Origin of the sequence: Providencia sp. PROV004 (assembly GCF_011045615.1) — a bacterium.
Lineage (GTDB): Bacteria > Pseudomonadota > Gammaproteobacteria > Enterobacterales > Enterobacteriaceae > Providencia > Providencia rettgeri.
In genome coordinates this window covers 1,586,114-1,610,692 of record NZ_CP042859.1, presented here as the reverse complement: position 1 = coordinate 1,610,692, position 24,579 = coordinate 1,586,114, and the positions used below count along the sequence as shown (strand labels likewise).

General features: G+C 40.3%; 24 protein-coding genes and 4 pseudogenes. 25 read left to right on the top strand and 3 right to left on the bottom strand.

Annotation, left to right across the window (positions count from 1 at the left end):
* Positions 1 to 5 precede the first annotated feature (5 nt).
* The 16 genes from FVA69_RS07045 (at position 6) to FVA69_RS06970 (ending at position 15,375) form a co-directional block, all read left to right on the top strand.
* Complete coding sequence (locus FVA69_RS07045) at positions 6 to 2,003, top strand: vWA domain-containing protein (protein WP_136134719.1); 1,998 nt, start codon at positions 6 to 8, stop codon at positions 2,001 to 2,003.
* Positions 2,003 to 2,695 carry an ABC transporter ATP-binding protein gene (locus tag FVA69_RS07040; protein WP_136134718.1) on the top strand — a complete coding sequence of 231 codons (693 nt, stop codon included), beginning with the start codon at positions 2,003 to 2,005 and terminating at the stop codon, positions 2,693 to 2,695. The genes FVA69_RS07045 and FVA69_RS07040 overlap by 1 nt, the downstream gene beginning before the upstream one ends.
* A complete protein-coding gene (locus FVA69_RS07035; RefSeq protein WP_419894543.1) occupies positions 2,676 to 3,911 on the top strand; it encodes an ABC transporter permease in 1,236 nt (411 codons plus the stop codon). The genes FVA69_RS07040 and FVA69_RS07035 overlap by 20 nt, the downstream gene beginning before the upstream one ends.
* Positions 3,901 to 5,454, top strand: coding sequence for a formylglycine-generating enzyme family protein (locus FVA69_RS07030; protein WP_136134716.1), 1,554 nt, complete (start codon positions 3,901 to 3,903; stop codon positions 5,452 to 5,454). Before FVA69_RS07035 ends, FVA69_RS07030 begins: the two co-directional genes overlap by 11 nt.
* 12 nt (positions 5,455 to 5,466) lie before the next feature.
* A complete protein-coding gene (locus tag FVA69_RS07025; protein ID WP_136134715.1) occupies positions 5,467 to 6,159 on the top strand; it encodes a hypothetical protein in 693 nt (230 codons plus the stop codon).
* 13 nt (positions 6,160 to 6,172) lie between these two features.
* A complete protein-coding gene (locus FVA69_RS07020) occupies positions 6,173 to 6,661 on the top strand; it encodes a hypothetical protein (RefSeq protein ID WP_238789289.1) in 489 nt (162 codons plus the stop codon).
* 457 nt (positions 6,662 to 7,118) lie between these two features.
* Positions 7,119 to 7,991, top strand: a complete 873-nt coding sequence (locus FVA69_RS07015; protein ID WP_164528592.1) for a GTPase family protein — start codon at positions 7,119 to 7,121, stop codon at positions 7,989 to 7,991.
* Positions 7,992 to 8,082: 91 nt separating this feature from the next.
* Positions 8,083 to 8,508 carry an antirestriction protein gene (locus FVA69_RS07010; RefSeq protein WP_164528591.1) on the top strand — a complete coding sequence of 142 codons (426 nt, stop codon included), beginning with the start codon at positions 8,083 to 8,085 and terminating at the stop codon, positions 8,506 to 8,508.
* Positions 8,509 to 8,748: 240 nt separating this feature from the next.
* A complete protein-coding gene (locus FVA69_RS07005; RefSeq protein ID WP_164529328.1) occupies positions 8,749 to 9,183 on the top strand; it encodes an antirestriction protein in 435 nt (144 codons plus the stop codon).
* 101 nt (positions 9,184 to 9,284) lie between these two features.
* Positions 9,285 to 10,121, top strand: coding sequence for a DUF932 domain-containing protein (locus FVA69_RS07000; protein ID WP_164528590.1), 837 nt, complete (start codon positions 9,285 to 9,287; stop codon positions 10,119 to 10,121).
* A 627-nt stretch (positions 10,122 to 10,748) separates the two neighbouring features.
* A complete protein-coding gene (locus tag FVA69_RS06995; protein WP_164528589.1) occupies positions 10,749 to 11,483 on the top strand; it encodes an outer membrane protein in 735 nt (244 codons plus the stop codon).
* 93 nt (positions 11,484 to 11,576) lie between these two features.
* A complete protein-coding gene (locus FVA69_RS06990) occupies positions 11,577 to 11,750 on the top strand; it encodes a hypothetical protein (protein WP_164528222.1) in 174 nt (57 codons plus the stop codon).
* 43 nt (positions 11,751 to 11,793) lie between these two features.
* Positions 11,794 to 12,246, top strand: a complete 453-nt coding sequence (locus tag FVA69_RS06985; protein ID WP_238789288.1) for a hypothetical protein — start codon at positions 11,794 to 11,796, stop codon at positions 12,244 to 12,246.
* A gap of 80 nt (positions 12,247 to 12,326) precedes the next feature.
* A complete protein-coding gene (locus FVA69_RS06980; protein ID WP_164528588.1) occupies positions 12,327 to 13,751 on the top strand; it encodes a hypothetical protein in 1,425 nt (474 codons plus the stop codon).
* A gap of 562 nt (positions 13,752 to 14,313) precedes the next feature.
* A complete protein-coding gene (locus FVA69_RS06975; RefSeq protein WP_164528587.1) occupies positions 14,314 to 15,042 on the top strand; it encodes a hypothetical protein in 729 nt (242 codons plus the stop codon).
* Between the two features lie 12 nt (positions 15,043 to 15,054).
* Positions 15,055 to 15,375, top strand: coding sequence for a hypothetical protein (locus FVA69_RS06970; RefSeq protein ID WP_164528586.1), 321 nt, complete (start codon positions 15,055 to 15,057; stop codon positions 15,373 to 15,375).
* 44 nt (positions 15,376 to 15,419) lie between these two features.
* On the opposite strand, the gene FVA69_RS06965 is transcribed toward FVA69_RS06970, so the two are convergent.
* Positions 15,420 to 15,707 carry a hypothetical protein gene (locus FVA69_RS06965; protein ID WP_164528585.1) on the bottom strand — a complete coding sequence of 96 codons (288 nt, stop codon included), beginning with the start codon at positions 15,705 to 15,707 and terminating at the stop codon, positions 15,420 to 15,422.
* A 677-nt stretch (positions 15,708 to 16,384) separates the two neighbouring features.
* Positions 16,385 to 16,957 (bottom strand): cytochrome b/b6 domain-containing protein, encoded by a 573-nt coding sequence (locus FVA69_RS06960; protein WP_004917250.1) that lies wholly within the window; start codon positions 16,955 to 16,957, stop codon positions 16,385 to 16,387.
* Positions 16,958 to 17,112: 155 nt separating this feature from the next.
* Here FVA69_RS06960 and FVA69_RS06955 point away from each other — a divergent pair.
* The 9 genes and pseudogenes from FVA69_RS06955 to FVA69_RS21620 form a co-directional block, all read left to right on the top strand.
* Positions 17,113 to 17,391 (top strand): annotated as a pseudogene (locus FVA69_RS06955) (tyrosine-type recombinase/integrase); the annotation flags it as partial.
* Positions 17,392 to 17,424: 33 nt separating this feature from the next.
* Positions 17,425 to 17,743: pseudogene (locus FVA69_RS06950) on the top strand (transposase); the annotation flags it as partial.
* 167 nt (positions 17,744 to 17,910) lie between these two features.
* Positions 17,911 to 19,263 (top strand): IS110 family transposase, encoded by a 1,353-nt coding sequence (locus FVA69_RS06945; RefSeq protein ID WP_164528584.1) that lies wholly within the window; start codon positions 17,911 to 17,913, stop codon positions 19,261 to 19,263.
* Positions 19,264 to 20,180: pseudogene (locus tag FVA69_RS06940) on the top strand (IS3 family transposase); the annotation flags it as partial. It lies immediately after the preceding gene.
* 403 nt (positions 20,181 to 20,583) lie between these two features.
* Positions 20,584 to 21,168: an antirestriction protein ArdA gene (locus FVA69_RS06935; protein ID WP_164528583.1), complete on the top strand. Its 585-nt coding sequence runs from the start codon at positions 20,584 to 20,586 to the stop codon at positions 21,166 to 21,168.
* Between the two features lie 436 nt (positions 21,169 to 21,604).
* Positions 21,605 to 22,533, top strand: a pseudogene (locus tag FVA69_RS06930) (transposase).
* On the top strand, positions 22,530 to 22,826 hold the full coding sequence (locus FVA69_RS06925; protein WP_237683227.1) for a hypothetical protein: 297 nt from the start codon (positions 22,530 to 22,532) through the stop codon (positions 22,824 to 22,826). Before FVA69_RS06930 ends, FVA69_RS06925 begins: the two are co-directional and overlap by 4 nt.
* A gap of 599 nt (positions 22,827 to 23,425) precedes the next feature.
* A complete protein-coding gene (locus FVA69_RS06920) occupies positions 23,426 to 23,935 on the top strand; it encodes a DUF6538 domain-containing protein (RefSeq protein WP_164528582.1) in 510 nt (169 codons plus the stop codon).
* Positions 23,928 to 24,269, top strand: a complete 342-nt coding sequence (locus tag FVA69_RS21620) for a hypothetical protein (RefSeq protein ID WP_164528221.1) — start codon at positions 23,928 to 23,930, stop codon at positions 24,267 to 24,269. The genes FVA69_RS06920 and FVA69_RS21620 overlap by 8 nt, the downstream gene beginning before the upstream one ends.
* Here the strand turns inward: FVA69_RS21620 and FVA69_RS06910 are convergent.
* Entirely contained in the window at positions 24,228 to 24,533 is a 306-nt protein-coding gene (locus FVA69_RS06910; protein ID WP_231136859.1) for a hypothetical protein, read from the bottom strand. The two genes, FVA69_RS21620 and FVA69_RS06910, sit on opposite strands and share 42 nt — an antisense overlap.
* Between the last annotated feature and the right edge of the window lie 46 nt (positions 24,534 to 24,579).

The window sequence follows — 24,579 nt, the reverse complement described above, 5'->3', positions numbered from 1 at the left end:
TCAATATGAAACAGTTTCTATGGTTAGGCTTTTTACTTGGAAGTACGGCTTTCACAAGCGCCGTATTGAGCAGCCCCGCCTATGCGGATGAACAAAAACCGTTGCTGCAAGCTGGCAAGAAAACACTTTATCAGCGGGTGTTAACTTATCCCGGTTGTGAACTTTCTGACAAAATTGCCACGAAAGGCAAAGAGCAGCCAGCCTTCAGCCGCTTCTATGTTTATCAGCGCCAAAACCAAGGTGCAACCGAGTGGTTGCATGTGGGGCCAGACCAATTCGGGAAAACCAGTGGCTGGATGAAAGCGGATTGTACTTCCGAGTGGAAAATGCAATTAACCCTCGCGATGACTAACCCCGCTGGGCGTAATCCAACTTTATTTTTAAAAGATAAAGCGACCCTTGAGGACATTTTGAATTCGGATAAACCGGATACAAAATACAATCCATTACTGGCCGATGTGACGAATAAAAAAGCCAATCCGGCGGTACTTGCCCGTGAACCGGATAACTTTGTCGATCAGAAAAAGAATTTCTATCTTCTGCCCGTCTTAGAATCCGATGAAGCCTTCACAGAAGCGGGCTACAAAGTCAGAATGCTGGAAGTGGCATCGGTCTCAACACCACCATCCCAAGCAGCATCAGCTCAAACATCGCCAGCCAATGCAGCATCTGCCGCTGACCAAGAGCAGATGATGCAGGGCTTCTCGGCCGCGGTTGTCTTTGTTATTGACTCGACTATTTCTATGGATCCATATATCGACCGTACCAAAGAAGCCATCGAAAAAGTGTATGCGCAGGTCGAAAAAGACCATCTGCTAGATAACGTTAAATTTGGTTTAGTGGCATTCCGTTCAAATATCAAAGCTGTCCCAGGCTTGGAATATGATGCGAAAATGTACGTAAACCCAAATGATGTGAAAGATGGGCCTGATTTCCTTGCAAAAGTGAAAGAGTTAAAACAAGCCAAAGTATCCAGTAGTCGATTTGATGAAGATTCCTATGCCGGTGTGATGATGGCGCTGGATAAAATTGATTGGACGCGGTTTGGGGCGCGCTATGTCATCCTGATTACGGATGCAGGGGCATTGCCTGCGGATGACCCGCTTTCCTCCACAAAATTAGATGCAGAACAAATTCGCCAAGAAGCCGCCTACCGCGGTGTGGCGCTCTACACATTGCATTTAAAAACTCCGTCAGGGAGCAAAAACCATGCTTCCGCACAGGCGCAATATGAAGCATTAACCTTGAACCCGTATATTCATAAATCCCTTTATTACCCGATTAACTCTGGTGATATTGCAAGTTTTGGGAAGATGGTCGACAGCCTTTCATCCGCAATAACCTCTCAAATTCAGATGGCTTATCGTGGTGAAAAAGGCATTGGCAGCGCCTTAAATGCCGATCCTAAGTATGGCAACGACAAAGAGACCAAACCGATGCTCTCTGATGCCCATGATCTTGGTTACGCCATGCGCCTTGCGTATTTAGGTGAAAAACAGGGCACCAAAGCGCCAAGTGTTTTCAAAGCGTGGATCAGCGACCGTGATGTGTTGAAGCAGAACGTACCCACCACTGAAGTCCAAGTGTTGCTGACCAAAAGCGAACTGAGCGACCTCAGCGAAGTGATGAAGAAGATTGTGAATGCAGCCAACGAAGGCATGATTTCGCCGGATAATATGTTTGAAAATCTGCGCTCTATTGCCGCCACCATGGGGAACGATCCTAAGCAAATCAAACAAGCATCCGGGACTAAACTCAGCGAAATGGGCTTACTGGGTGAGTATGTCGAAAATCTGCCGTATCTCAGTGAAGTTCTTGGTTTAGATGAAGAAACGTGGAAAAGCTGGGATGGGCTAGAGCAGGAGAAATTCATTCGTCGACTCAACAATAAACTTCAATATTATCAACGTTATAATGAAGATATTGACCGTTGGATCCCACTCGCACCGAATAGCGATCCTCGTGACTATGTTTACCCTGTGCCTTTGGAAAACCTTCCTTAATGTTGCACATTGAGCAGTTGTCACTCACACGAAATGACGGGGGACGTGATTTTCATGTCACCCTGCCTTCTCTCGTGCTTGAGCCCGGTCAGGTATGCGCATTGACGGGATTAAGCGGCTGTGGAAAAAGCACATTGTTAGAAATTATTGGGTTGATTCTTCAACCTGATCAGCTCACCCATTACCAACTGACCTCAGAGCTCAATATTACCGAAGCCGTTCTGCATGATGATGCCAAGTTTTTGGCACAGTTGCGGGCAACGCATTTTGGTTTTGTATTGCAAAATGGTGGGCTTCTTCCTTATTTAACCGTACAACAAAATATTGTTTTGCCGAGAAAAATACTCTCCTTATCCACAAAATCTGACTGGCTAGATTTTGCAATTGATCACCTTCAATTACGCCATTTGCTCAATAATTATCCCCATCAGCTTTCTATCGGTGAGCGCCAGCGCGTGGCATTTGTCAGAGCCATCGCCCATCAACCGACTCTGTTACTTGCTGATGAGCCCACCGCGGCACTTGATCCGCTAAATGCGCAGTCCCTGTATTCATTAATTATTGAAATGGTGAAAAATTTAAACCTGAGCGCGCTGATTGTTAGCCATGACTGGACGCTGGTAGAGCAGTTTGGCTTTACCCAATATCATGCTGAAATAGAAGGGAATGGCAGTGTCTTTAGAAAAAAATAGTGCCATAAAAACAAAGTTTTCATTACTTAGCCGATTGGCATGGCAGGACTTACTCCATGACCGAAAGGTCGCCCTGTGCATTATTTTTTCATTAACATCAGTCATTGCCCCACTGTTACTGCTGTTCGGCTTAAAAAACGGCATTATCACGCAGCTTCATAATCAATTACTTAACGACCCAAGAAACTTAGAAGTACGCATGATTGGGAATGGAAACTACCCACCATCGTGGTTTGATGAGCTATCAAAACACCCTGATATCCAGTTTGTTATTCCTCAAACGCGCAGTTTAAATACCCAAGCTGATCTTGTTGCCGATAGCCAACATTTTGTCTCTAACGCTGAAATTATCCCCACCGCAAAAGGCGACCCGCTGCTCAGTGATGTGACGGCTCCTGTTGAAGCAAACACACTGGTGCTTTCCACCAGCGCCGCTGAAAAATTAGGCGCGAACAAAGGCGATACAGTGAATCTAGTGATCACTCGCAAACGAGATAACAACAGCGAGCGCGTAAAACAGTCCTTTCGCGTGGTCGATATTATTAGCGATGCCAAGTTTTCTCGTCCTGCCGCATTTGTGCCGTTATCCGTGCTGATTGCGATGGAAGATTACCGAGATGGCTACCAAGTTCCTCAGTTCAATATCACGGACGGCGAAAAGCCCAAAGTCAGAGAGAGCTTTGCAAAAGCCCGCATCTACGCCAGCAGTTTAGATGGAATAGCCCCTATCAATGACTGGTTTAATGAGCAACATATTGAAGTCACAACACAAAAAAGCCAGATTGATTCCGTTAAAGCCATCACCTACGTACTCAATATTATCTTTTCTGTGATCATGTGGATTTCGCTATTTGGCTGCATCGCGTCCCTGATTGGTGCATTTTTAGCAAACATCGATAGAAAACGTAAAGACATGGCCGTATTGCGGTTATTGGGCTTTCATCAGTTGGCCGTGACCTTCTATATCATCATTCAAGCCTTGCTCTTAACCAGCATCGCCTTCTTTATTGGCTTCTTGCTGTACCTTATCGGCAGCTATCTGTTCACTGGCTTATTGGGCGAACAATTACCTCAGAACGCCTTTGTGTGCCGACTTGAGCCAATCAACATCCTTATCGCTTTATTTACTGCGTTATTTATCGCGCTCTGCGTTGCAGGCATTGGGGCGTTACGTGCAGTGAAAATACAACCTGCGGAGAGCTTACGTGAAATCTAAAATAGCGTTAATCACACTGTCATTCGTTTTACTGCACAGCGGAATCACTTATGCCGCGCCGTGGGAAGAGAAATTCTTTAACCCGAAAGCGTTGCCGGATGACGTTATCTTGCCATTCCCTTGTGAGGGCAGCATGGTTTTTCGTAAAGTCGCTATCCCCGTGAATCAACCCTTGCAAGATTACAATATTACTTTAGGCCAAGAAGGGGACGATTGGGGCTATCTAGAACAGACTCGAACCGAGCATATTGCAGGAAGTTTTACAGAGAAAAATAAAGGCCGTTATTTCTTAATGGCGAAATACCCTGTCACCGATCTTCAATACGCTGCGCTAGAAAATACGCTGCAAGGGAAAGAGTGCCCTACTCCATCCAATAAATTGCGCTTACCGAAAGTCAATGTGAGCTGGTATGACGCAATGCAGTTTTCAGATAAATACAACCTATGGTTACGCGAGAAACACCCGAGCGCCCTGCCTGTTGAAGATGGTGCGAAAGGCTTTGCTCGTCTCCCGACGGAAACAGAATGGGAGTTCGCCGAAAGGGGTGGATTATCTGTTTCTGCATCCGACTTCCGTGACACCCGATTCCCTATGCCTGAAGGTATTCGTAACTATGTTTGGTCGGCAGGTGCTCAATCCGCCAATGGAGATTTACAGCTTACAGGCTTGCTACACCCTAACCCATTAGGGCTGCACGATATGCTAGGTAACGTCTCCGAGATGATGTTCGAACCGTTTAGACTCAATAAATTGGATCGCCAACATGGGCAAGCCGGTGGATTCATCGTGCGAGGCGGAAGCTATTTAACCCCAGAAAGTGATATCCGCAGTGCTTGGCGACAAGAAGAAGCCTATTACACCGATACAGGACCAACCAAGAATAAGTATACAGGTTTCCGCCTTGTCATAGTATCACCGACTTTAACCTCAAGAGATCGCATTAAAGAGATTGAAAAAGAGTGGCTTAAATTAGGTTCAGACTCATCCCCGGCTAACGGCCAACCACAGGTTAAAAGTAGCTCTATTAATAACCTAAGCGCCATCTCAGCAAAAGTGCAGGATGAAGCAATCAAACAGAAATTAACACAGTTAAAAGATGAGCTGAAAGCGAACGCTCAATTACGAGATGAGCAACGCGACCAGGCGATTAGAACCTCATTACAGTTGGGGGCATTTTTGTGTACCAAACTCAAAGATGATGGCGAGTTTTATGACCGCTTAGCGGATTTATATGAAAAAAATTGTGCAGCCAATGCTGCCGAAGGTACTTGCGAGAAACGGAAATCACAACTTGAAGAGCACAAAAAAGCCTTGGATTTTGTGGTGAATTACTACGCAGATACCTTAGTCGATATGGCCACAACCTACGATGCATCCTTAGTGAAGTCTCAAGTTAACGTTGTTAAACAAATGATGGAGGCCAGAGGAAAATCAAATTTACAAACCTACCTCTCGGCTTATGTTTCTAACTTAGATGGTTATTGGAAGAATGGAAAAGTTTCAAGAAATGAATGGCTTGATACATGTAAAAAACAACAATAGGAATTACGCTAAATGAATAAAAAATTAATAGGTACATTTTGTTTGATAGTCACAATGGTATTGACAGGGTGTCAAACAACTCGCTCAAAACCAGATGTTGATCCGCGTTTATCACAAAATGAAGACATTGAGTTTTTCAGTAAATCCGGAGTTACCGCTTGTATGGGTGGCGCGGCAGTTGGTGCGCTCGCCTGTTTAACCGCAAATAGTAATAACAGAACAGCGTGTATGATTGCGGCGGCAGTTGTTGGTTGCGGTATTGGTGTCGGTACGAACGCTTACCTTGATAACCAACGCAAAAAATACTCGAACAAAGAGCAACTGTTAAATGCCATGATTGCGGATATTCAGCAAGAAAACCAACGCCTAAAAAGCGCATCCAGCACCGCAAAATCGGTTATTGCTGATGACAAACGCGAACTGGCTAAAATCAACCAAGCCATTGCCCAAAAACGTTTAGACCAAAAAGCGGCGGAGAAAAAACTGAAAGGTATTGATGCCAACATTGCCTCTCTACAAAAATCTCTGACAGACATGAAAAAACGTCAAATAGAATGGAAAGAAATTTCTGAGAAAAGTACGGCACAAGGTATGAAAACTGCGCAGTTAGATACACAAATTGCGGAAATGAAAACGCAAGTAACGTCTTTAGAAAAAGAGTTAGATAGCCTGTATTCTCAGCGTACTGCTATTAAAATCAGCTAATTGAGGGCATATTTTGAAGCTATTACCGTTAATCACATTAGGTTCAGTATTGGTTCTTTCTGGTTGTGCGACCAACGTAGAAGATTGCGACCCCACAGCTGGTGACGTCAATATTATTACCAAATTTAACTGCAAATACTCTGGCACTTACGATAAGAGGATTGAGTTAAAACAGGAAAAACTTGAACACGAGAAAGTGTTAAATAATGAGTTTAAAGCTGTTTTTGCGGCAATTGAAAATGAAAAACGCCAAGTCAATGCTGACTTAAAAAGCCAACAGAAAAGCCAGCAAGCGTTAAACAATTCAATCAATAACTTGTTAAATCAAGCAAGAGCCAAATCTAAAAACAGTAAGAGTATTCAAAATCAAATCTATTCTATTGACCAAAAAATGAAGGAAAATCAGAACGCTCCCGAACGTTCCGTAATGCAAAAACAACTCGAATTAGAGAGTTTAAAAAACCAAGTTTTAGATTTACAAAAAGATTTAGATTTGAAATAAGTGATAACACGTTAGACATTAGGGTGAGTGGTTTAACATGACCACCAGCCCTAATTATTCCTCAAATTAGTATCGACCGTAACATCGAATTCAAAATGCTCTCACACTTTATTTATTGAGTAATTTATATGCATCGAATGCTTATTGAATTCCTTCGTCACAAACTGTGCTATAAAGGCTTTGGCAAGTACTTTAATTTTTCCTCTATTTTTCCATGTCCATATATAACACCGAGGCTATACTGTACCGCAGCATTCTCTTGTTTTGAATTAGCATTCCAAAAAAAACTTAATTAATACCCTAACCCGAGCTCACTCAGCCACTTAACACTGATACTAGCTGCAGTCTGGGATTGGTCATTATAGATCCTTTTTATAAATCAACATTATTACAAAAAATCTCAGATATATATTATCTCCTTGAATAGCTATCATTTTCTTTTATTTCAAGGAGTAATATGCATCAGAACGCTCACTTTAAAACCCTCCTATCGACTCTACCGACTTCATTCCAAACCTCTTTTTTCAACCAACTCAGTCAGCTCATCAACTACTCTCCCATCATCGGTTTGATGGGTAAAACGGGAGCGGGAAAATCCAGTCTTATCAACGCACTATTCCAATCGTCATTATCACCTGTGAGTGATGTTTCAGGCTGCACACGCCAAGCCCAACGCTTCAGCATGACGATGAACAACCATACTCTCACTTTTGTAGATTTACCCGGCGTGGGGGAAAGCCTTGAGCGGGATAAAGAGTACCACCAGCTCTATCGCAACTTATTACCAGAATTCGATTTAATCATTTGGGTACTCAAGGCCGATGACCGAGCATGGTCTTCTGATGAACAGTGCTATCGCTTTCTCACGCAGAAATGCGGTTACCAGCCTAATCAATTTCTATTTGTCTTGAACCAAGCCGATAAAATAGAGCCTTGTCGCCAGTGGGATGAATACAAGCATCAACCATCCTCAGAGCAGACCTATAACTTAAAATTAAAGCAACAAGCCGTCATAACCGCCTTTAAGCCACATCATCCTGTGATAACAGTTTCTGCGGTCGAAAACTATCAACTCACTGAATTAGCAGAGCAACTCATACAGGCGTTACCGGCGCAAGCCAGTAGCGGGGTAGCTAGGCAACTGAACACCCCTTACCGGACGCAATCCGTGGAGAACGCCGCACGTAACGATTTTGGGCAATGCGTCAGTGATATCGTCAATACTCTGATAGATATCCTTCCCCTGCCTGCATTAATAAAAGGAACGATGAATACAGTCAAAAATAGCATCGTATCCGTTGCTAAATCCCTGTGGAGCATATTCTTTTAGCTTCTTACATTAATACAACATTGATGACATCAAGCGCCAGTCCTTAACGGGATTGACGCTTTTTTATTTCTTTTTCTTGGAGTATCAACTGATGAATAATACAACTGAATCCGCTATTGCAATGACACTCGTCCCCAATGAACAACGCCTGGATTTTTGGATCAACCACTTCGGAAGCGTGAAAGGCTGGAGCACCTTTGAAGTGGTCATCTTTACCACTATGGGGCAGTTTTGTGATAACTATCAGGGTGGATATTGGGAATATTGCACCTTATCCAATGGTGGCGCTTTTATTTATCCCGATTTACCTCAAGAGACACTGACGCTGTTCAACCCACATAACGGCAATGAAGCCAACGTCAGTTGCGAAGCGGCAGGCATTGCCGTGTGTTTGATGATGTACAGCTTATGGTCATTTCAAACGGAAAGTGACATCCTCGTCGATCGCTTTTATCAATTGCGTGATTATGCGGCGCAACACCCAGAACGTTCCGCCATTTTCAATCTAATCGATTAACCACGTCCTTATTTACGCTTTCGTATTATCTGATTCATTATAAAAGCATCATCAGACTAACCCATTAATTAACTTACATTTATTTTTATATCTATATTATTTTAGTGAATCAATCATCAGAATGAGTCACTAAAAATGATACTCAATATACCTATCATTTCGAGAAAGCTCTGCACCGCAAGGTGTAGGGCTTTTTTGCTTATTACTGTCTATCAATATCGACTGAATTGGAGTTCTATTATGTTTACCTTACAAGAGCAAGAATCAACGGTTATCAAAACCAATCTCGTTCACTCCAGTGGCCGTCATCTCTTCTGGCGTTTCTACTTTGGGACGGTACCCGATTGGCAACGTATCGAGGGCGATATTTTTAACATGATGGCGAAGCTCTGTCATCGCTATCAGGGCGCGTTTTGGGAGTTCACCATGTTATCGAATGGGGGGGCTTTTATCTGGCCTGAGATGATTGAAATCACCTTGCCGATGTTTAACCCTCATAATGGTAACGAGGCTGAGTTAAGCCCTGAAGCAGCCGGTATCGCAGTCTGTCTAATGGTGTATAGCATCTGGTCGTTTAAAACCGAGAGTTCTGTGCTGGTAGAGTATTTTTACCAACTTCGTGACTATGCGATGCAACATCCCGAGCAAGCACAAATCTTTCACCTAATTGACTAAGTTATTGATAACGCTTTAATACAGCGTCCACCAGCTTATCACCTCACTTATTTCCTTTATCTTATTTTAATTTATCAGTATTATCACTGAGGAGGCCCCCTATGTCTCGTTTAGCTTCTCGCTTTGGTGCGGCGAATAGCATTCGCCGTGACCGCCCGTTAACTCTCGAAGAGTTATTTCGCACAGTACCCAGTGTGTTCTCTGAAGAGAAACACGATTCTCGTAGCGAAAAGTACACGTATATTCCTACGATTACCTTATTGGATAGCCTGCAAAAAGAAGGCTTTTATCCGTTCTTTGCATGCCAAACTCGTGTGCGAGATGACAGCCGTCGTGATCATACTAAGCATATGTTACGGCTCCGACGTCACGACCAAATTACGGGTAGCCAAGTGCCTGAAATCATCTTACTTAATAGCCATGATGGCTCCAGTAGTTATCAGATGTTACCGGGCTTTTTTCGTTATGTTTGTCAAAATGGGCTAGTTTGTGGCGATACCTTTGGTGAGGTCAGAGTTCCCCATAAAGGTAATGTCATCGATAAAGTGATTGAAGGGGCTTACGAAGTGTTAGATACGTTTGATGCTATCGCTGAAAAACGTGAGCAAATGCAGTCCTTACTATTACCGCCACCAGCACAACAGATCTTCGCCCAAGCCGCTCTCATGTATCGTTATGGCGAAGAACATCAACCGATCACTGAAGCCCAAGTGTTACAACCTCGCCGCTTTGAAGATAAAAAAGACGATCTTTGGACAGTGTACCAACGTTTGCAGGAAAATTTAATCAAGGGAGGATTATCAGGCAGGAATGCCAAAGGTAAACGCGCTCGCACGCGTTCAGTGAATGGAATTGATGGGGATATTAAGCTCAATAAAGCGTTGTGGGTACTGACAGAACAAATGCATGCTCATTTTGCTGGACGCGAACAACTATAGCTACAGTAAACATTAAATAATCGAATCTTACGGTGAACGCGATGAAATTATCAGAACGGCAACTAAAAACCTTGAGTAATGTGAAACTCAATTATGGCTCACTCTGCAACAAAAGGACACTCAACTCGCTGGAGAAAAAAGGAATGATTCAACTACATACATCAAACCATTGGGTCTTAACGGAGTTCGGTTTTCATATCTATAACATGAGTAAACGGCGTTGTTTATAAAGCGTTAGCGCTAACATAAAGACTTATCCCGTATTTTGGTGCTTGATAATATCGAGCATACCAACCTATTCAAGAAAGGAGAGAATTCTTTAAACATCATTTTATTCCTGTCCATTTTGACTAACTCCGTCATCGACTCTTTTTCTTATTTAAGTACCAAAACAACAGTTGATCGATTACGCCGATCGATAACCGTTTATTGATAGATATGATCGATATCACCGATCGTATTTTAATTATTGATAGGTAAAACAGATCAATTAAGTTAAACTATCTCACGTAAAATTATCTTTATGTCAGTGATATTAAGGTGATTGAGTCAAATCTTTCATGTCTTCCACTGACATAACGCGATTCAACCATACTTAATGTGATATTGATTAAAAGGAAATCAATCATGAAAAAAGCGTTTATTGTTCCCGCCCTAATGGGGTGCATTTCATTACCGGCATTCGCTAACACGGATGACAGTAAAACGGGGCTTTATGTCACGGGTAAAATGGGCGCATCCATTGTGCAAATGTCTGGCCAGCAGTTTGTCTACAGCGGCTATGCTGATGCCGGTGATAATGGTACAAAAAATGGGGATAGCCATCGTACTGGCGTATTTGGCGGTGGACTTGCGTTAGGTTATGACTTTTCCAATCAGTTTGATATCCCTGTTCGCGCTGAATTGGAATTTATGGCGCGTGATAAAGCGAATTCAACCTACAACATCCGCGACCGTGTGCGTAATGGCGTACATCAAACTCGTGATATTAAAAACCAAATCAAACTCAATACGTTAATGGTCAATGGGTACTACGACATTAAAAATAGCTCAAATTTCACGCCGTATATCTCTGTCGGGCTAGGCTATGCGGCCGTGGATTTTAAAACCACCCGCGCTGATGCTTATACCCCAGGACTCTCTCTGCATGATACTCACACGCATACCGCCAATAACTTTGCCTGGAGTGTCGGTGCGGGGGTGAACTATGCCATCAATGACGATTGGGATATGGGCCTAAGTTATCGCTATTTAGATGCTGGAAAAGCCGACATCACGACAGCGGTAGGCGATGGGGAAAACACCTCAAAAATCAAAGTGAAGGCCAACGATATCCTATTTGGTTTGACTTATCGATTCTAATCTCTGGCATTCAACCTTATAGATTACCCTCAACTTACCTAGCCAACATGCCTTTTTGATGTTGGCTATTTTACATCCTAAAAAGGCGGTTATATGAACTCATCTTGTTTTATTAAATACCTGCTGATTGCTTTTGTCATTAGCGCAATTGTCGTTGTTTATAATTGGATTTCGCCTACCGGTCATATCTACAGTGTTTGGGCAGGGATTACGTTTTTCGTTGTCATGGGCCTAAGAACAAGGCCAATATCTCCGTTATACCGCTAATACATTGCAATATTACTCAAAAAATCGAAAAAGGTTAATCTCCATGAAAAAAATGATATACGCTTGCCTACTCATGTGCTCTACATTCAGTGCTTCCGCTATTCCTAACTATTGGTCTGAAAGCTTTGCTCAAGGTTATATGGAATACGGTATCAGCAATGACAAGCACTTAAGCGTGATCCTTGCTTGTAATATTGCAGCAAACGACGACATGGATAATGGTGTTCACCTTTATCAAGATGGAAACCCTATCGGCAGCGACAATATCGCTTTCATTATTGATGATGAAGTTTATTACATTCCTGATGAAACCCAAACACGCGGTAACGGTAATTTGTGGTACAAGTTCGCTGAAGCGATAGCAAAAGCAACACAATTTGAGGTTTATGTTGATGATAAACCGATAGGGAAATTTCAACCAAACGAGAAAAATAGAGTGAAAATATTCACTGATTTTGACTGCCCGCCCCTCTATTATCGTGAAATTTCTCACTAACTCCCCCGGCGTAAGTTTCCTTATTGGTTCATTAAGATTGAGCTTAATCGACTTTTACCAGAATATGCAAAGGACATCACATGAAGAATATCTGTGTCATTTTATTCCCTATTTCGCTTTTATTAACAGGTTGTGATAACACAATACAGCAGGTTAAAGATATGTCCCCTCAAGGTTTTAGCCAGTATACGTATCAACAACTTTTAGACCATCGGAATGTGTGCAAATCCATTACATGGTCAATTGAAAATACAGCATATCAACATGTTATTTATACTTGTGAACTCCATAAGGGTAAAAACTATTTTAATTACAACGAAAGCACACGACAAGAATTGTACAACAAAACCTATGAGCATGAGACCGAACGTTTACAACAGCAAGCACAATCAATACGGGATAATATCAATCGTAATCTAACCCAATTACACAAAGAGATTCAACAGGTAGAAAAGCTACAGCAATATTCGGGTAATCTATTTGCCATCAAGGCCCCATCTTCCATAGAGCAAAAGGTATTACAAGATACATTTTCGTCTTATTATCAACAGAATAAAAATATGCCAGACATACAAAGTATAGTCTCAACACTCCCCAATCGCCACTTACCACCCAATAGTACAGTCCATTACCTGACAATTATCAATTTTGATCATTATCAACATTATCAAGAACTTTATTTGTATTTTCATCATCCAGAAGTAAAAACACAGATTCAAGAAATGCTTGATATGGCTAAATCCAGAATGTCATCACATTGTATTTCAGCGGAATTGGACAAGCAAAAAGCCATTTATAAAGAAAAAGTGAGAAATGATAAGGTGTTTTTAGATGCTAAAAAAGCACAATACATTAAGAAGGAAAAAGAAAACTGTGAACGCTCTAGTGAGCGTTATATTCGATTTGATCCGGATCACTTAAAAACCTGTGAAAGTCGAATTAGCTTTTCTGAATATGAGTACGTTGAGAGCGAATCCTCAAAGCGTTATCAACAGGATATTGAAACACTGAGAAATAATGCAACAATTCATTGCGAAAAACCGATTATAGAAAAATGGCAAGCGTTTGATCAAACGCTAACAACCCTGAGTGATGCCATGCTTAGTCTCAAAAATACATTAGCCGAACGTGAATCAACTGCACTCAAACAAAAAATGCAAAGATATCAGGAAAAACTCAATAACCTAGCACCAGAGAAACAAAATAAAGTGATCGACGCTCAAGCCAAATTAGCCGCTGAAAATGCCGTTAAAGATTACCTTCAGCAATATCCAGATAAAGGAGTGGAAAGAATTATCTGGGAATACAACAAAGGCACGAATAGCTACTTTTTAAAAGAAAAGCAATTGATTGAAAAAACAAAGGAAGGAAAAGTTATTAGTACACAACCTCTCGATATGAGTCAACTCATTGCGGGTTCATTGCGTAACATTGATAACGTGGATGACTACATGGCAATGGGCGATCCGTTCCGTCTTCCAGCTGTAACTATCTCAGTTCAATAATAAAAAATGATAACGAGATAGCAAAGTTGCCTTCACTATCTCGTTATTCTGAAGAACAAAGCGCGTAAAATATTACATTGCATCCAAAACAGACCAAGCCCGTGGGAAGGAAACCAAAATAAAATGGCATACTGGATGGCATACCGCTAAAACCTAAAAAGCAAAAACGCCATGCTAATCAATAGCATGGCGTTTAATTCGGAGGAGAGAACAATACATAGCATTCACTTCATTGATATTAAATGATTATTTTAATTCTAACTTTATAGATACCCCCAAATGTACCCCCTAATATTTTTGTCATGCCTGTTTTGAGGTGATTTTTAATCTCAATGTTAGCCCTACACTTTCCAGTAACATCATTGCATAAATATCATCAATGACTACTTCATTGCAGATAATGAAATACCATCCAGAAATAACCCTGCTTGTAATTTCCACACGACATCGTTAAATATAAAGCTAACCGATCACATGGATTTAATTGATCTAAATGACTTGACAGATCTAATTGATCTAATCATAATTAAATTATAATCACTATCACAGAAAGGTGCCGTAAATGAATTTTGCTCTCGTTACAGATAAACAAAGCATCATACAAAATATAAAAATGTTTGATTCAAATCTAACAAACAGGACTTTGAATGGATTAGAAGGTCAGTTGGGTCGCTTTAAGTGTTGGTACGCATGGTATGACGAATATAGTTCAACATGGCGATTTGCCCCATCCAAGGTAATTGGGTACCGTTCGATGTCAATTGACAATTATCTCAATCATCATGCTGAGCTTGATGGGAAAGTAACAGAGCTACAGCTCTCAAAATATAGAGATGTTATCACTGATTCTCAATTTCAATTATTAGAGAGTTTGTTATATGATAAAATAAGTCTATACCGAAAAAGACCTAGCGCAAATACAAAAATTTATATTATTAAGGATGACGAACCAATGAACAAAATAAAATATATTCCAGCTGATGTAAAAAACCTGAAATTTTATGAAGAGTATGACGGGATAACCGACAAAAAAATTTCCAATCCTATTATTTCCGATGGTAATTTGGAAATTAAATTCGATTTAACATACGATGGTAATAGTTATTCGCTAGTGTTAAAAAAAACAAATACTGATATCTATAAAGGGATTGCTATCCGTCTAGATAACAAGCTAGAAATTGATGTCTCTGCCTATGTCACCATAGATGATTATGGCATTGAAATTTATGGATTCAAATGGATTGAAGGTGGCAAGAACTATCCATTCCAAGTATCATTTGATGCAGAATAATGAGGATGCAAAATGCCCCATATTAGCATTCCCATTTCTGATGATGACAAACATAAACTATCAAAATTTAAAATAACTCCTGCTGAGTTATTACATTTAGCGATACAACAATATAATTCTGAAATTATTTACAACCCTGTCATTCAAAGTGAATTAAGCGATTATATTAGGCACAATATCAATGAAATGGCGCCTGAAGAAAAAGCAGAAATTTTTTACTCTCTTACAGGAAAGGACAGTACAAAGATAATTCAATTATTATTTAGAATTGGATACAATAAAGCTAGCTCGATTAAGCATAAATTGATAGATAAAAACCTCATAGATTATTAATCTATACCCCCTTGTTAATTAAAAGTAGATTGGCAACATATATGTTATTGCCAATCTATTCCTTTAACAATAAGTTGATAACCATTAAACCATTCATAGCGACCTGTAGCGGTTACTTTGTTTCCTTTCTGGCAGGTCATAAGCTCCAGCGCGTTAATATCGAATGCCACTATCTTTAATGGGTACGGGCTACGCTTGTCACTCTCAGCCTGAATAGTCATTGTGGCCATAACTTTACCTGTCGCTGTTTTAACTCGCTCAGGGGCTTTGATTACCATTCCTGACGTGGTGATCCTGATTGATTTTGCTTTTCTCATTTCTGGTTTATTCATCTTGATACCATCACAATACAAGCCATAGGTTAAAATAAAATGCTAATGGGACTCTGGAAGATTGGGTAATAATTCCAATTTCTAGGGGTGATCTAAACGTCAATTTATCCATGATGATACGGGATAATCCCGTATGTAGATATAAGCTGTTGATTATACTTAATTCCGTTAAATCGACGGAATCAAAATATAACTAATTGATAACGTTTAATTCTGTCACAAAACCAGATTAACGCTCATTGGTCATCGCTTCAGCGACCAATGGTAAGAGGTGGCAACACATTGTTTTCATTACTAACGGTCAAATTGACCACCTGAAGCCTTAGCGTAACCTTAGTGTTAGTTTCCATTTGCTAAAGTCCGTTTTCACTGGAAACCATTGTGGAAACCTCGCCGTAATCTCGCCCTGATTCCTTACCGTAACCTTACCGTTATCGGCTTAACCCTCCCCGTAACATCCCCGTTTAACCTTGCCGTTCAATCGCATTATACGAACCGTAATAGGACCGTTATTTTAGATTTGGTTATTCATATTCAGAGTAGATAAACTATTGATTTACTAGGTAACGCATATTTGCGTCACGGTAACTTATTAGCATCTACAGATTGCAACAAAATATCATTTAATGAATATGGGCGACTAATCACCCATATTGCCAATGAGGTATCAAGCAAACCTATTTATTTTTACTTTTTTTCCAAATTATAAAATGAATAATCCCTAAACCACCGTGACCATAAATATAAATCTCAATTAAAATTGTGAGTGATTTATGAATACTTCTAGCCTCTAAAGCAAATGGAGACTGCTGTAACCATAGAAAAAACCATGCAATACCAGACAAAATAACAATTGATAAAGCACCTAACCCTAGCCCTTGAACTGTCGCGGCAAGCCCTTTAGGTGAGCTGTCTGGTAGCTTTTTAGCTAAAAGAGAGTTTATATCTTCTTTGATTTGCTTAAAATCCCCCCAGAGATAGGGATAAAAATATCTAAACCCTCTCTGGTGAAAACATAACACGACTAAAAAGAACGTTAAGAAAAAAAGCACAAAGCCTGAAACGATATGAATCCAAGTAAATAAATAAGTCTCTTCAAAAAACGGAATAACTACTGACTTAGTACCCGTCATCCAATTACTAACAATGATTTGCGATATCACTAAGAGTAGAATTAACATATGTAAAATTCTTATTCTTTTAGTCTGATAAAGACCAAAAAAATCCCAAATCGATTTAAATATGCCCACAATGCTTCACCTTTTTTATAATTATTCACACGAACACAGTTTAATTGCTTATAACTCACTTAGTTATGGCTTTAAGCCCTAACTGTAGAATATTTTATATGAAATACAGTTCACATCTACAAGTTAATTACAATTATCACTTTAAGATTGTTGTATTTATAGGCCAATACCAATTAGTTTTTCCGGGGCGTTGCAATATCAATCAACCCATGAGTGAAGTCAGTATCAATATGATATTAAAGCGAATTGGGTATGACGGTAAAGCGACAAGGCATGGCTTTCGTCACACGATGAGTACGATCTTGCATGAAAAAGGATTTAATAGCGCATGTATTGAAACTCAATTGGCGCACAGGGATAAAAACTCCATTCGAGGAACCTATAACCATGCGCAATATTTGGAAAGAAGACGTGAAATGATGCAGTGGTATTGAAGTGGCATAGTTAATTTGGTCACTAAGTCAGAGGTGATATCATCACTTCATAAACAGACAGGTGACATTTATGGCAAAACGTATACGACGACTTTTTAGTGCTGAATTTAAACTTGAAGCTGCTCAACTGGTACTTGACCAAAGCTACTCCGTAGTCGAGGCCGCTAACGCCATGAGCGTCGGTAAATCAACCATGGACAAATGGGTTCGGCAACTCAAGCTAGAACGCAAAGGGATTTCACCGAAAGCGTCCCCCATGACGCCAGAACAAGTCGAGATCCGTGAATTGAAAAAGAAAATTGCACGACTTGAAGAGCATAATGAGATATTAAAAAACATAGAAAGATCTATACTCTAAATTAACCGGATAGTGGTCGTACGCCTTTTGGAGACATAAATCCCGTCAAAAAACCTGACCCAGGGAAATCTGCGGACCCGATGTTGGTGGCATAGACCCCGTTTAGGAAAGTGATTAATCCGAGTTCCCCATCCGGTATTCACAATTGAGCCGAGGTTACTATGTCAAAATTAAAACCAAAATCCCAATCACTTCCTGTCATCAATCCTAATGCGGCGGGGATTGATATCGGTGGCCGTTTTCATGTTGTCGCCGTTCCTCCTGATCGCAGTGACAAATCCGTCCAAACGTTTAAAGCTTTTACTGGCGATATCCATAACATGGCACGTTGGTTAACTAAATGTAGAATAACGACCGTTGCTATGGAGTCGACCGGCGTATACTGGGTACCTGTGTATGAAATTTTGGAAGAACATGGTTTTGAGGTTGTCCTTTCCAATGCACGTGATACCCGAGCAGTACCCGGTAGGAAAACTGATGTGGGAGATGCACAATGGATCCAGCGCCTTCATGCATGTGGTTTGCTAAAAGCCAGTTTTAGGCCCGATGCTACAATAGCTGAACTTCGGACATATATGCGAGTCAGAGAACGTATGTTGGATTATGCGGCAGCGCATATTCAACATATGCAAAAAGCACTCACATTCATGAACGTTCAATTGCATATAGTCGTTTCTGATATCACAGGCGTAACGGGGATGAAGATTGTAAGAGCCATCGTTGCGGGCGAGCACGACCCAGCTATATTAGCAAAATTCAGAGATCCACGTTGTAAAGCAGACGAACAAACAATTTGTGCGGCCCTAAAAGGTAACTATCAGCCAGAACATCTATTTGCTCTACGTCAGGCTGTTCTTATGTATGATGCCTATCAGTTACGAGTCGGTGAATGTGATGTACAAATTGAAGCTGTACTCGATAGGCTTTGCATAAATTCGAGCGAACCCGATGAGCCTATCCCCAAACCAAAGCACAGAGCAAAGCAGGCAAACGCAATGACATTTGATGTGCGAGAAAAGCTTTATCGTTTAATAGGGGCAGATCTCACGCAAATTCACGGCATAGGCCCTTTTCTTGCGTTACGACTGATATCTGAGTGCGGTACAGATATGAATAAATGGCCGACTGAAAAGCATTTTACCTCATGGTTAACATTATGCCCAGGCTCAAAAATTAGTGGTGGTAAGGTCATGTCTTCTCACTCCCGAAAGAGTAATAATCGAGTTGTCGCTCATCTCAGACTAGCAGCAACGACCGTTGGTCGTTCAGATACAGCCCTTGGTGCATTTTATCGAAGGCTCTCATCTAGGATTGGTAAAGCAAAAGCGGTAACTGCCACTGCAAGAAAGATAGCTATACTGTTTTACAATGCAATGAAATATGGCAAAAAGTATCAAGATCCTGGCGCTGAATATTACGAAGAGCGGTACAAAGAAAGGGTACTAAAAAATCTCAAACGCCAAGCCGAGAGAATGGGTATGACTTTACAGGCAAAAGAAGAATGTGTTTCTTAGGAAGGCTACAGCGCTGGTGATGTCGGATTCTCTGAACAATTCTCGCTGATCGAGAAACTCAGTCGGCGCTTTAGTATTAAACAACTGTGTAACGTGTTCAGTGTTCATCGCAGTAGCTATCAATATTGGCGTCATCGCTCAAAGGTACCATCAGCGGAGCAAATACGGCTTCGGGCGCTTGTTCGAGAAGCCCATGAAAGTAGTCGCGGTTCTGCTGGTGCTCGTACTATTGCTGACATTGTATCGAATACAAAACAGGTTCCTTTAACACGCTATCGCGCAACTAAGTTGATGAAATTACTCGGCTTAGTGAGTTGCCAAACGCCAAATCATCGATATAAAAAAGCGACTCAAGAGCACGTTGCAATACCAAATCATCTCGGGCGTCAATTTGCGGTCATGAAGCCAAACCAAGTTTGGTTGGGTGATATGACCTATATTTGGTCAGGTAACCGCTGGATGTATCTTGCTGTTGTAATGGATTTATTTGCTCGAAAACCCATTGGTTGGGCGATGTCATTTTCACCGGATAGCCAGCTAACAGGAAAAGCATTATCAATGGCTTTTGAATCAAGAGGTAATCCAATAAATATCCTGTTTCATTCAGATCAAGGAAGTCATTATACAAGCCGCCAATATCGCCAATTATTATGGCGTTATCAGATAAAGCAAAGTTTATCTCGGCGAGGTAATTGTTGGGATAATGCGCCGATGGAGCGATTCTTTCGAAGTTTAAAGACAGAATGGGTACCACTTTAGGCTACCGTAATTTTATAGAAGCACAGCAAGAAATAACACGATATATCATCGGGTATTATAGCCAGCTTAGACCCCATCAATATAACGGTGGCTTAACGCCCAATGAATCAGAACGATTATATTGGGAAAACTTTAAAACGGTGACCAATTTTTGTTGACCACTACATATGCTGACTACATGGATTCTTTGGAAAGCCAAAATAAAGTGATTTAAGAATAGCTTATGCCTAAAAACATAATCATGATTATAATTTTATTATAATGCATTTTAGTTTGTAACCTATAGCCCACGAAAGCAAGAGCCTCTGTCCTGATGGACAGGGGCTTTTTTCGTTTTAACCCACACAAAAATAAATCATGGTAAAAAACATAACGCATTATCGGATCTGTGAGTCTGCTCATCATCTTGATCTAAAACGTCATTAATCACGTTTTAAGTAGATTGTCTGTTTTCAGCTGATGGATATTTTATATCAACATCGTCTTCTAAAGGGAAATAGCTCCCTTTATCAAAATATCGCCATTAATTAAATCACAATACATCAATAATAGGACATGAATATGCGAATAACAGCGACGGCTTCCCCATGCCTAAAATCGGGAATGATTTCTGTTTTTATTACGAATTTAGGAAAATATAACGAAGGAGAGCTGGTTGGTGAATGGCTTGAGCTTCCAGCAACCTCAAAAGAGATAGAACACTGTTTAGCCCGTATTAGCATTGATGGTATTCACTATGAAGAGTATTTCTTGACCGACTATGAATCCTCAATTGATGGCCTGTCATCCTACATTTCAGAATATAGCCTTTTAGATGAGTTGAACGAGTTAGCCACACAATTAGCCATGTTATCGCCTGATGAAATTGACCTTTATCAGGCGGCAATTGAAATCGGTTCTTCAGCGAGTTCAATTCATGATTTAATTCATTTAGCGGATAATTTAGATTCTTTCCAGCAATTAGCGGGGGTCAATAATGAATATGACTTAGGTTATTATTGGATAGAAGAAAGTGGTTGTTATGATTTAGCACAACTTGGTCATTTATCCCATTACTTTGACTATGAACGCTACGGACATGATGTTTGTATTGAACAAGGAGGGATTTTTTACGATGGAGGATATGTTTATCATACGGGCGGGTAGATAGAACAACAGAATGAGAGTCAAACCGCTTTCATCCCATAGGACGGAGAATAATTGATGCAGTGGTATCCCAATAACATCCATAAGATAGAACATCAATCAAACTGAATAATATCATTTAGCCACCTTTACAAATATTCGTAAAGGTGGTCATTACCTAGACCTTCTTTTTTATTTAATGTACTGATATCAAGCTATAATTTAATATCTTAAACTAAGTTTTTGGGGTAATACGCGGGGAAAAGAAGATGCCCTTGCTCTTTTAAAAGATATGACATCGTGGATAGATGTAAGAATTAGAAATAGAGATTGTCAGTTAATGGATTAACGATATGCAATGAGTTATAGTGATTTCTGGTGTACGAGGATTTAGAAGGATGACATATCCCATTGATTGATAAAGATAAAGTTACCAATAAATAGAAGGTGACACGCCATGATGAATTCTACCCTCAAAGCGCTTTCACAACCAGAAAAACAGATAACATCCCTACAGAGTAAACTTCTGCGGTCGGGTGCCAGAGATTTGATCGCTCAGGCCCTTGAAGCAGAGCTTCAGGTGTTACTAGATCAGTATGCTGGCTATAGGTTACCGGATGTTCGCAAAGCACTGGTATTGGTGATATCAAGTTTAAAGAGCCCAAGGTACGTGATCAGAGTGGATCAGTAATCCGTTTCAGCAGTAACCTTTTACCGCCTTGCATGCCTTACATAAAGCGAGCTAGAAGTGTAGAAGAGCTAATGCCTTGGCTGTACCTGAAGGGTGTCAGCACAGGTGATTATCAGGAAGCATTATCATCGTTGTTAGGTGCTAAGCTCGCGGTTGGTGATGGCGCACTAGGGTTTTGGAAGGTGCTGAGCAAGTCCTATCCAGATACACGCCATCAACGTTGTTGGATACAAAAGACGGCGAACATTCTGAATACGTAGCCAAAGCCAGCTCAGCCTAAGGTCAAAACAGCATTGCATGAGATTTGGATATCTGAGACTCATGATGGTGCCTACAAAGCTTTTGATCGTGCATTGGTGCGCTTTGGGTCGAAGTATTATGGTGCGATGGAACGCCTGCGCAAGGACAGAGATGAGTTGCAAGCATTCTACGATTTCCCGGCCGAATACTGGTGCCATATTCGGACGACCAATCCAATAGAGTCGACCTTTGTAACCGTTCGACTGAGAACCAAGCGTGTACGTAATTGTGGTTCACGAGAAACCACCTTAGTAATGGTTTACAAACTGTTGGAATCAGCACAAAATAAATGGAAGCAGATCAAAGGATTTAATCTACTGACGCTAGTGGTCAACAATGTAAAGTTCAAGAATGGTGAACGGGTATCGGATCAATCAGACAGGAACGCGACATGATGCCATACACCAGATTTGATAATAGCCATATGAAATTCATTACGTTAAAGGTTAATATGGATACTAAATCAGTTATAGCAAGAAAGAGGTTATTAAAATTACAAGCTCAAATTATAGCAGCAGAAAAAAATATAACTATTGATGATGCTTTTGATCTCTTATTAGGCCCTACCCCAGCCAAACCTATAAAACAAAAAATATCCAGAAATACGAAAAGACAACATGAACCATCATCGCTGCTAAAAGGCTTGATAGACAAAACATATGCAACTGATTGGAAGAAAACAAAGTGAAAAAATCATATAGTATTGCTGTTGAGCATATGGAAATATTGCCCAAAATTATAGCTACAGTAATTATCGAAAATATTGCCAATATTACGACTAAAGTAACACAGTTATACTATTCCTCAATTTATGAATATCATTTTGTCAAACAAAACAATAACTGGTACCTGTCTCAGATTTTTTTAATTGATGAATATGGCAAATATCCTAGCGTATAATGAATTAGAACAAAATGAGTATCATAATCAACAATCAACAATCAACAATCAATAATCAATAATCAATAATCAATAATCAATAATCAATAATCAATAATCAATAATCAATAATCAATAATCAATAATCAATAATCAATAATCAATAATCAATAATCAACAATGTATGCTTATGGCACAAGACAATCTACAGAATTTTATTGGTCGTTTCCGTTTCATCAACCAATCATATTAAAATAGCAATCTACTTTTTAGTCTAGAGCAAAAAACAGTAAAATAAACTTTAGGCCCAACAATAGGCCCAAATTAAAAGTTGAATTGAATTTTATTGATTTAAAATCAATATAGTACAAGCTTAATTCAGACTCCGCCAGCGCAGGAATGTACCGCATGACGACATTAAAACTCCCCCACTACCTTTACCAACGTGCTAATACGTGGTGGTTTCGTAAAACCATCCCGACTGTAAACGCTCGCCATGACATCCGGCTGAGCCTCAAAACAAAGCAACTGCATGCAGCCCGATCATTAGCCTTAATCCTCAATAGTCAATATAATCACTGGCAAGTCCAATATTCAGGAAGCCCGAAAATGACCAAGGAACACATTGCCTTTTTTCAGCAGCAACTCAAGTTATTAGTCAACAGATGGTGGCAGCGTGAAATGGATGATTTTCATGGCAACCTTGATAAGGGAATTGATGAGCTCAATGATTTACAGCACGTCGCAACGGTGCTTATTGAGTTTCATCACAAGCGTATTATTAAAAAAGAGTATAGAGATAATGCCAAAAACCAGAGAATAGCTGCCACGTTATTAGATGAAATCCAAGAGCAACAATCGGATGTCACCTCTAACTTAACCAAAACAAGACTATCAGCAACTGGCTCTTATGGTTGACCAAGCGTCTTTGCAGCACTATCAACGACTCAATACGTATTTATCAAACCCAACACCTGACTGGCTAACCACCCCCGTAACCTTTGAGGCTGAATCAATCATTGATGATAAGCCACGTTACCCCTTATCTAAACTGATTAGCGACTATCAAGAAGAAAGCCAACAAAAAGGACACAGCCAAAAGACCAAAAACAAGTATGCTCAATGCCTCGCCTTAGCAATTATTTTCCATTGCACGTTTTGTGTTGCGCATCGTCCATTGGGACACCTGATGGAAATCCCTATCATCACCTCACTCAATGGCGTTACGAACTTCATTCATAAGCGTTACTGAACGGACTATAAATGCTCTTACAATACGCATTTTCGATAAGTCTGATTGAGCCGACTTTATCTTTTCAAGCTGCTTTTCATGTTTAATTTGCCTAGCTGAAATCATGCCTGCGATAATGATTGACAAAATACTGCCAATCGCTTGAATCCAAGCAGGAATAATTGACTTAACCAGATCTTTTTCCGCAAAGTCAATATAGGTAACAGCCTTAGTAACAAGTAATAAAATAACAGCGAAAGAAAACAGATAAATGATTTTTTTCATAATGATTGTTTGCTAAATCTCCACACTATCCAGTACCCCTAAATTT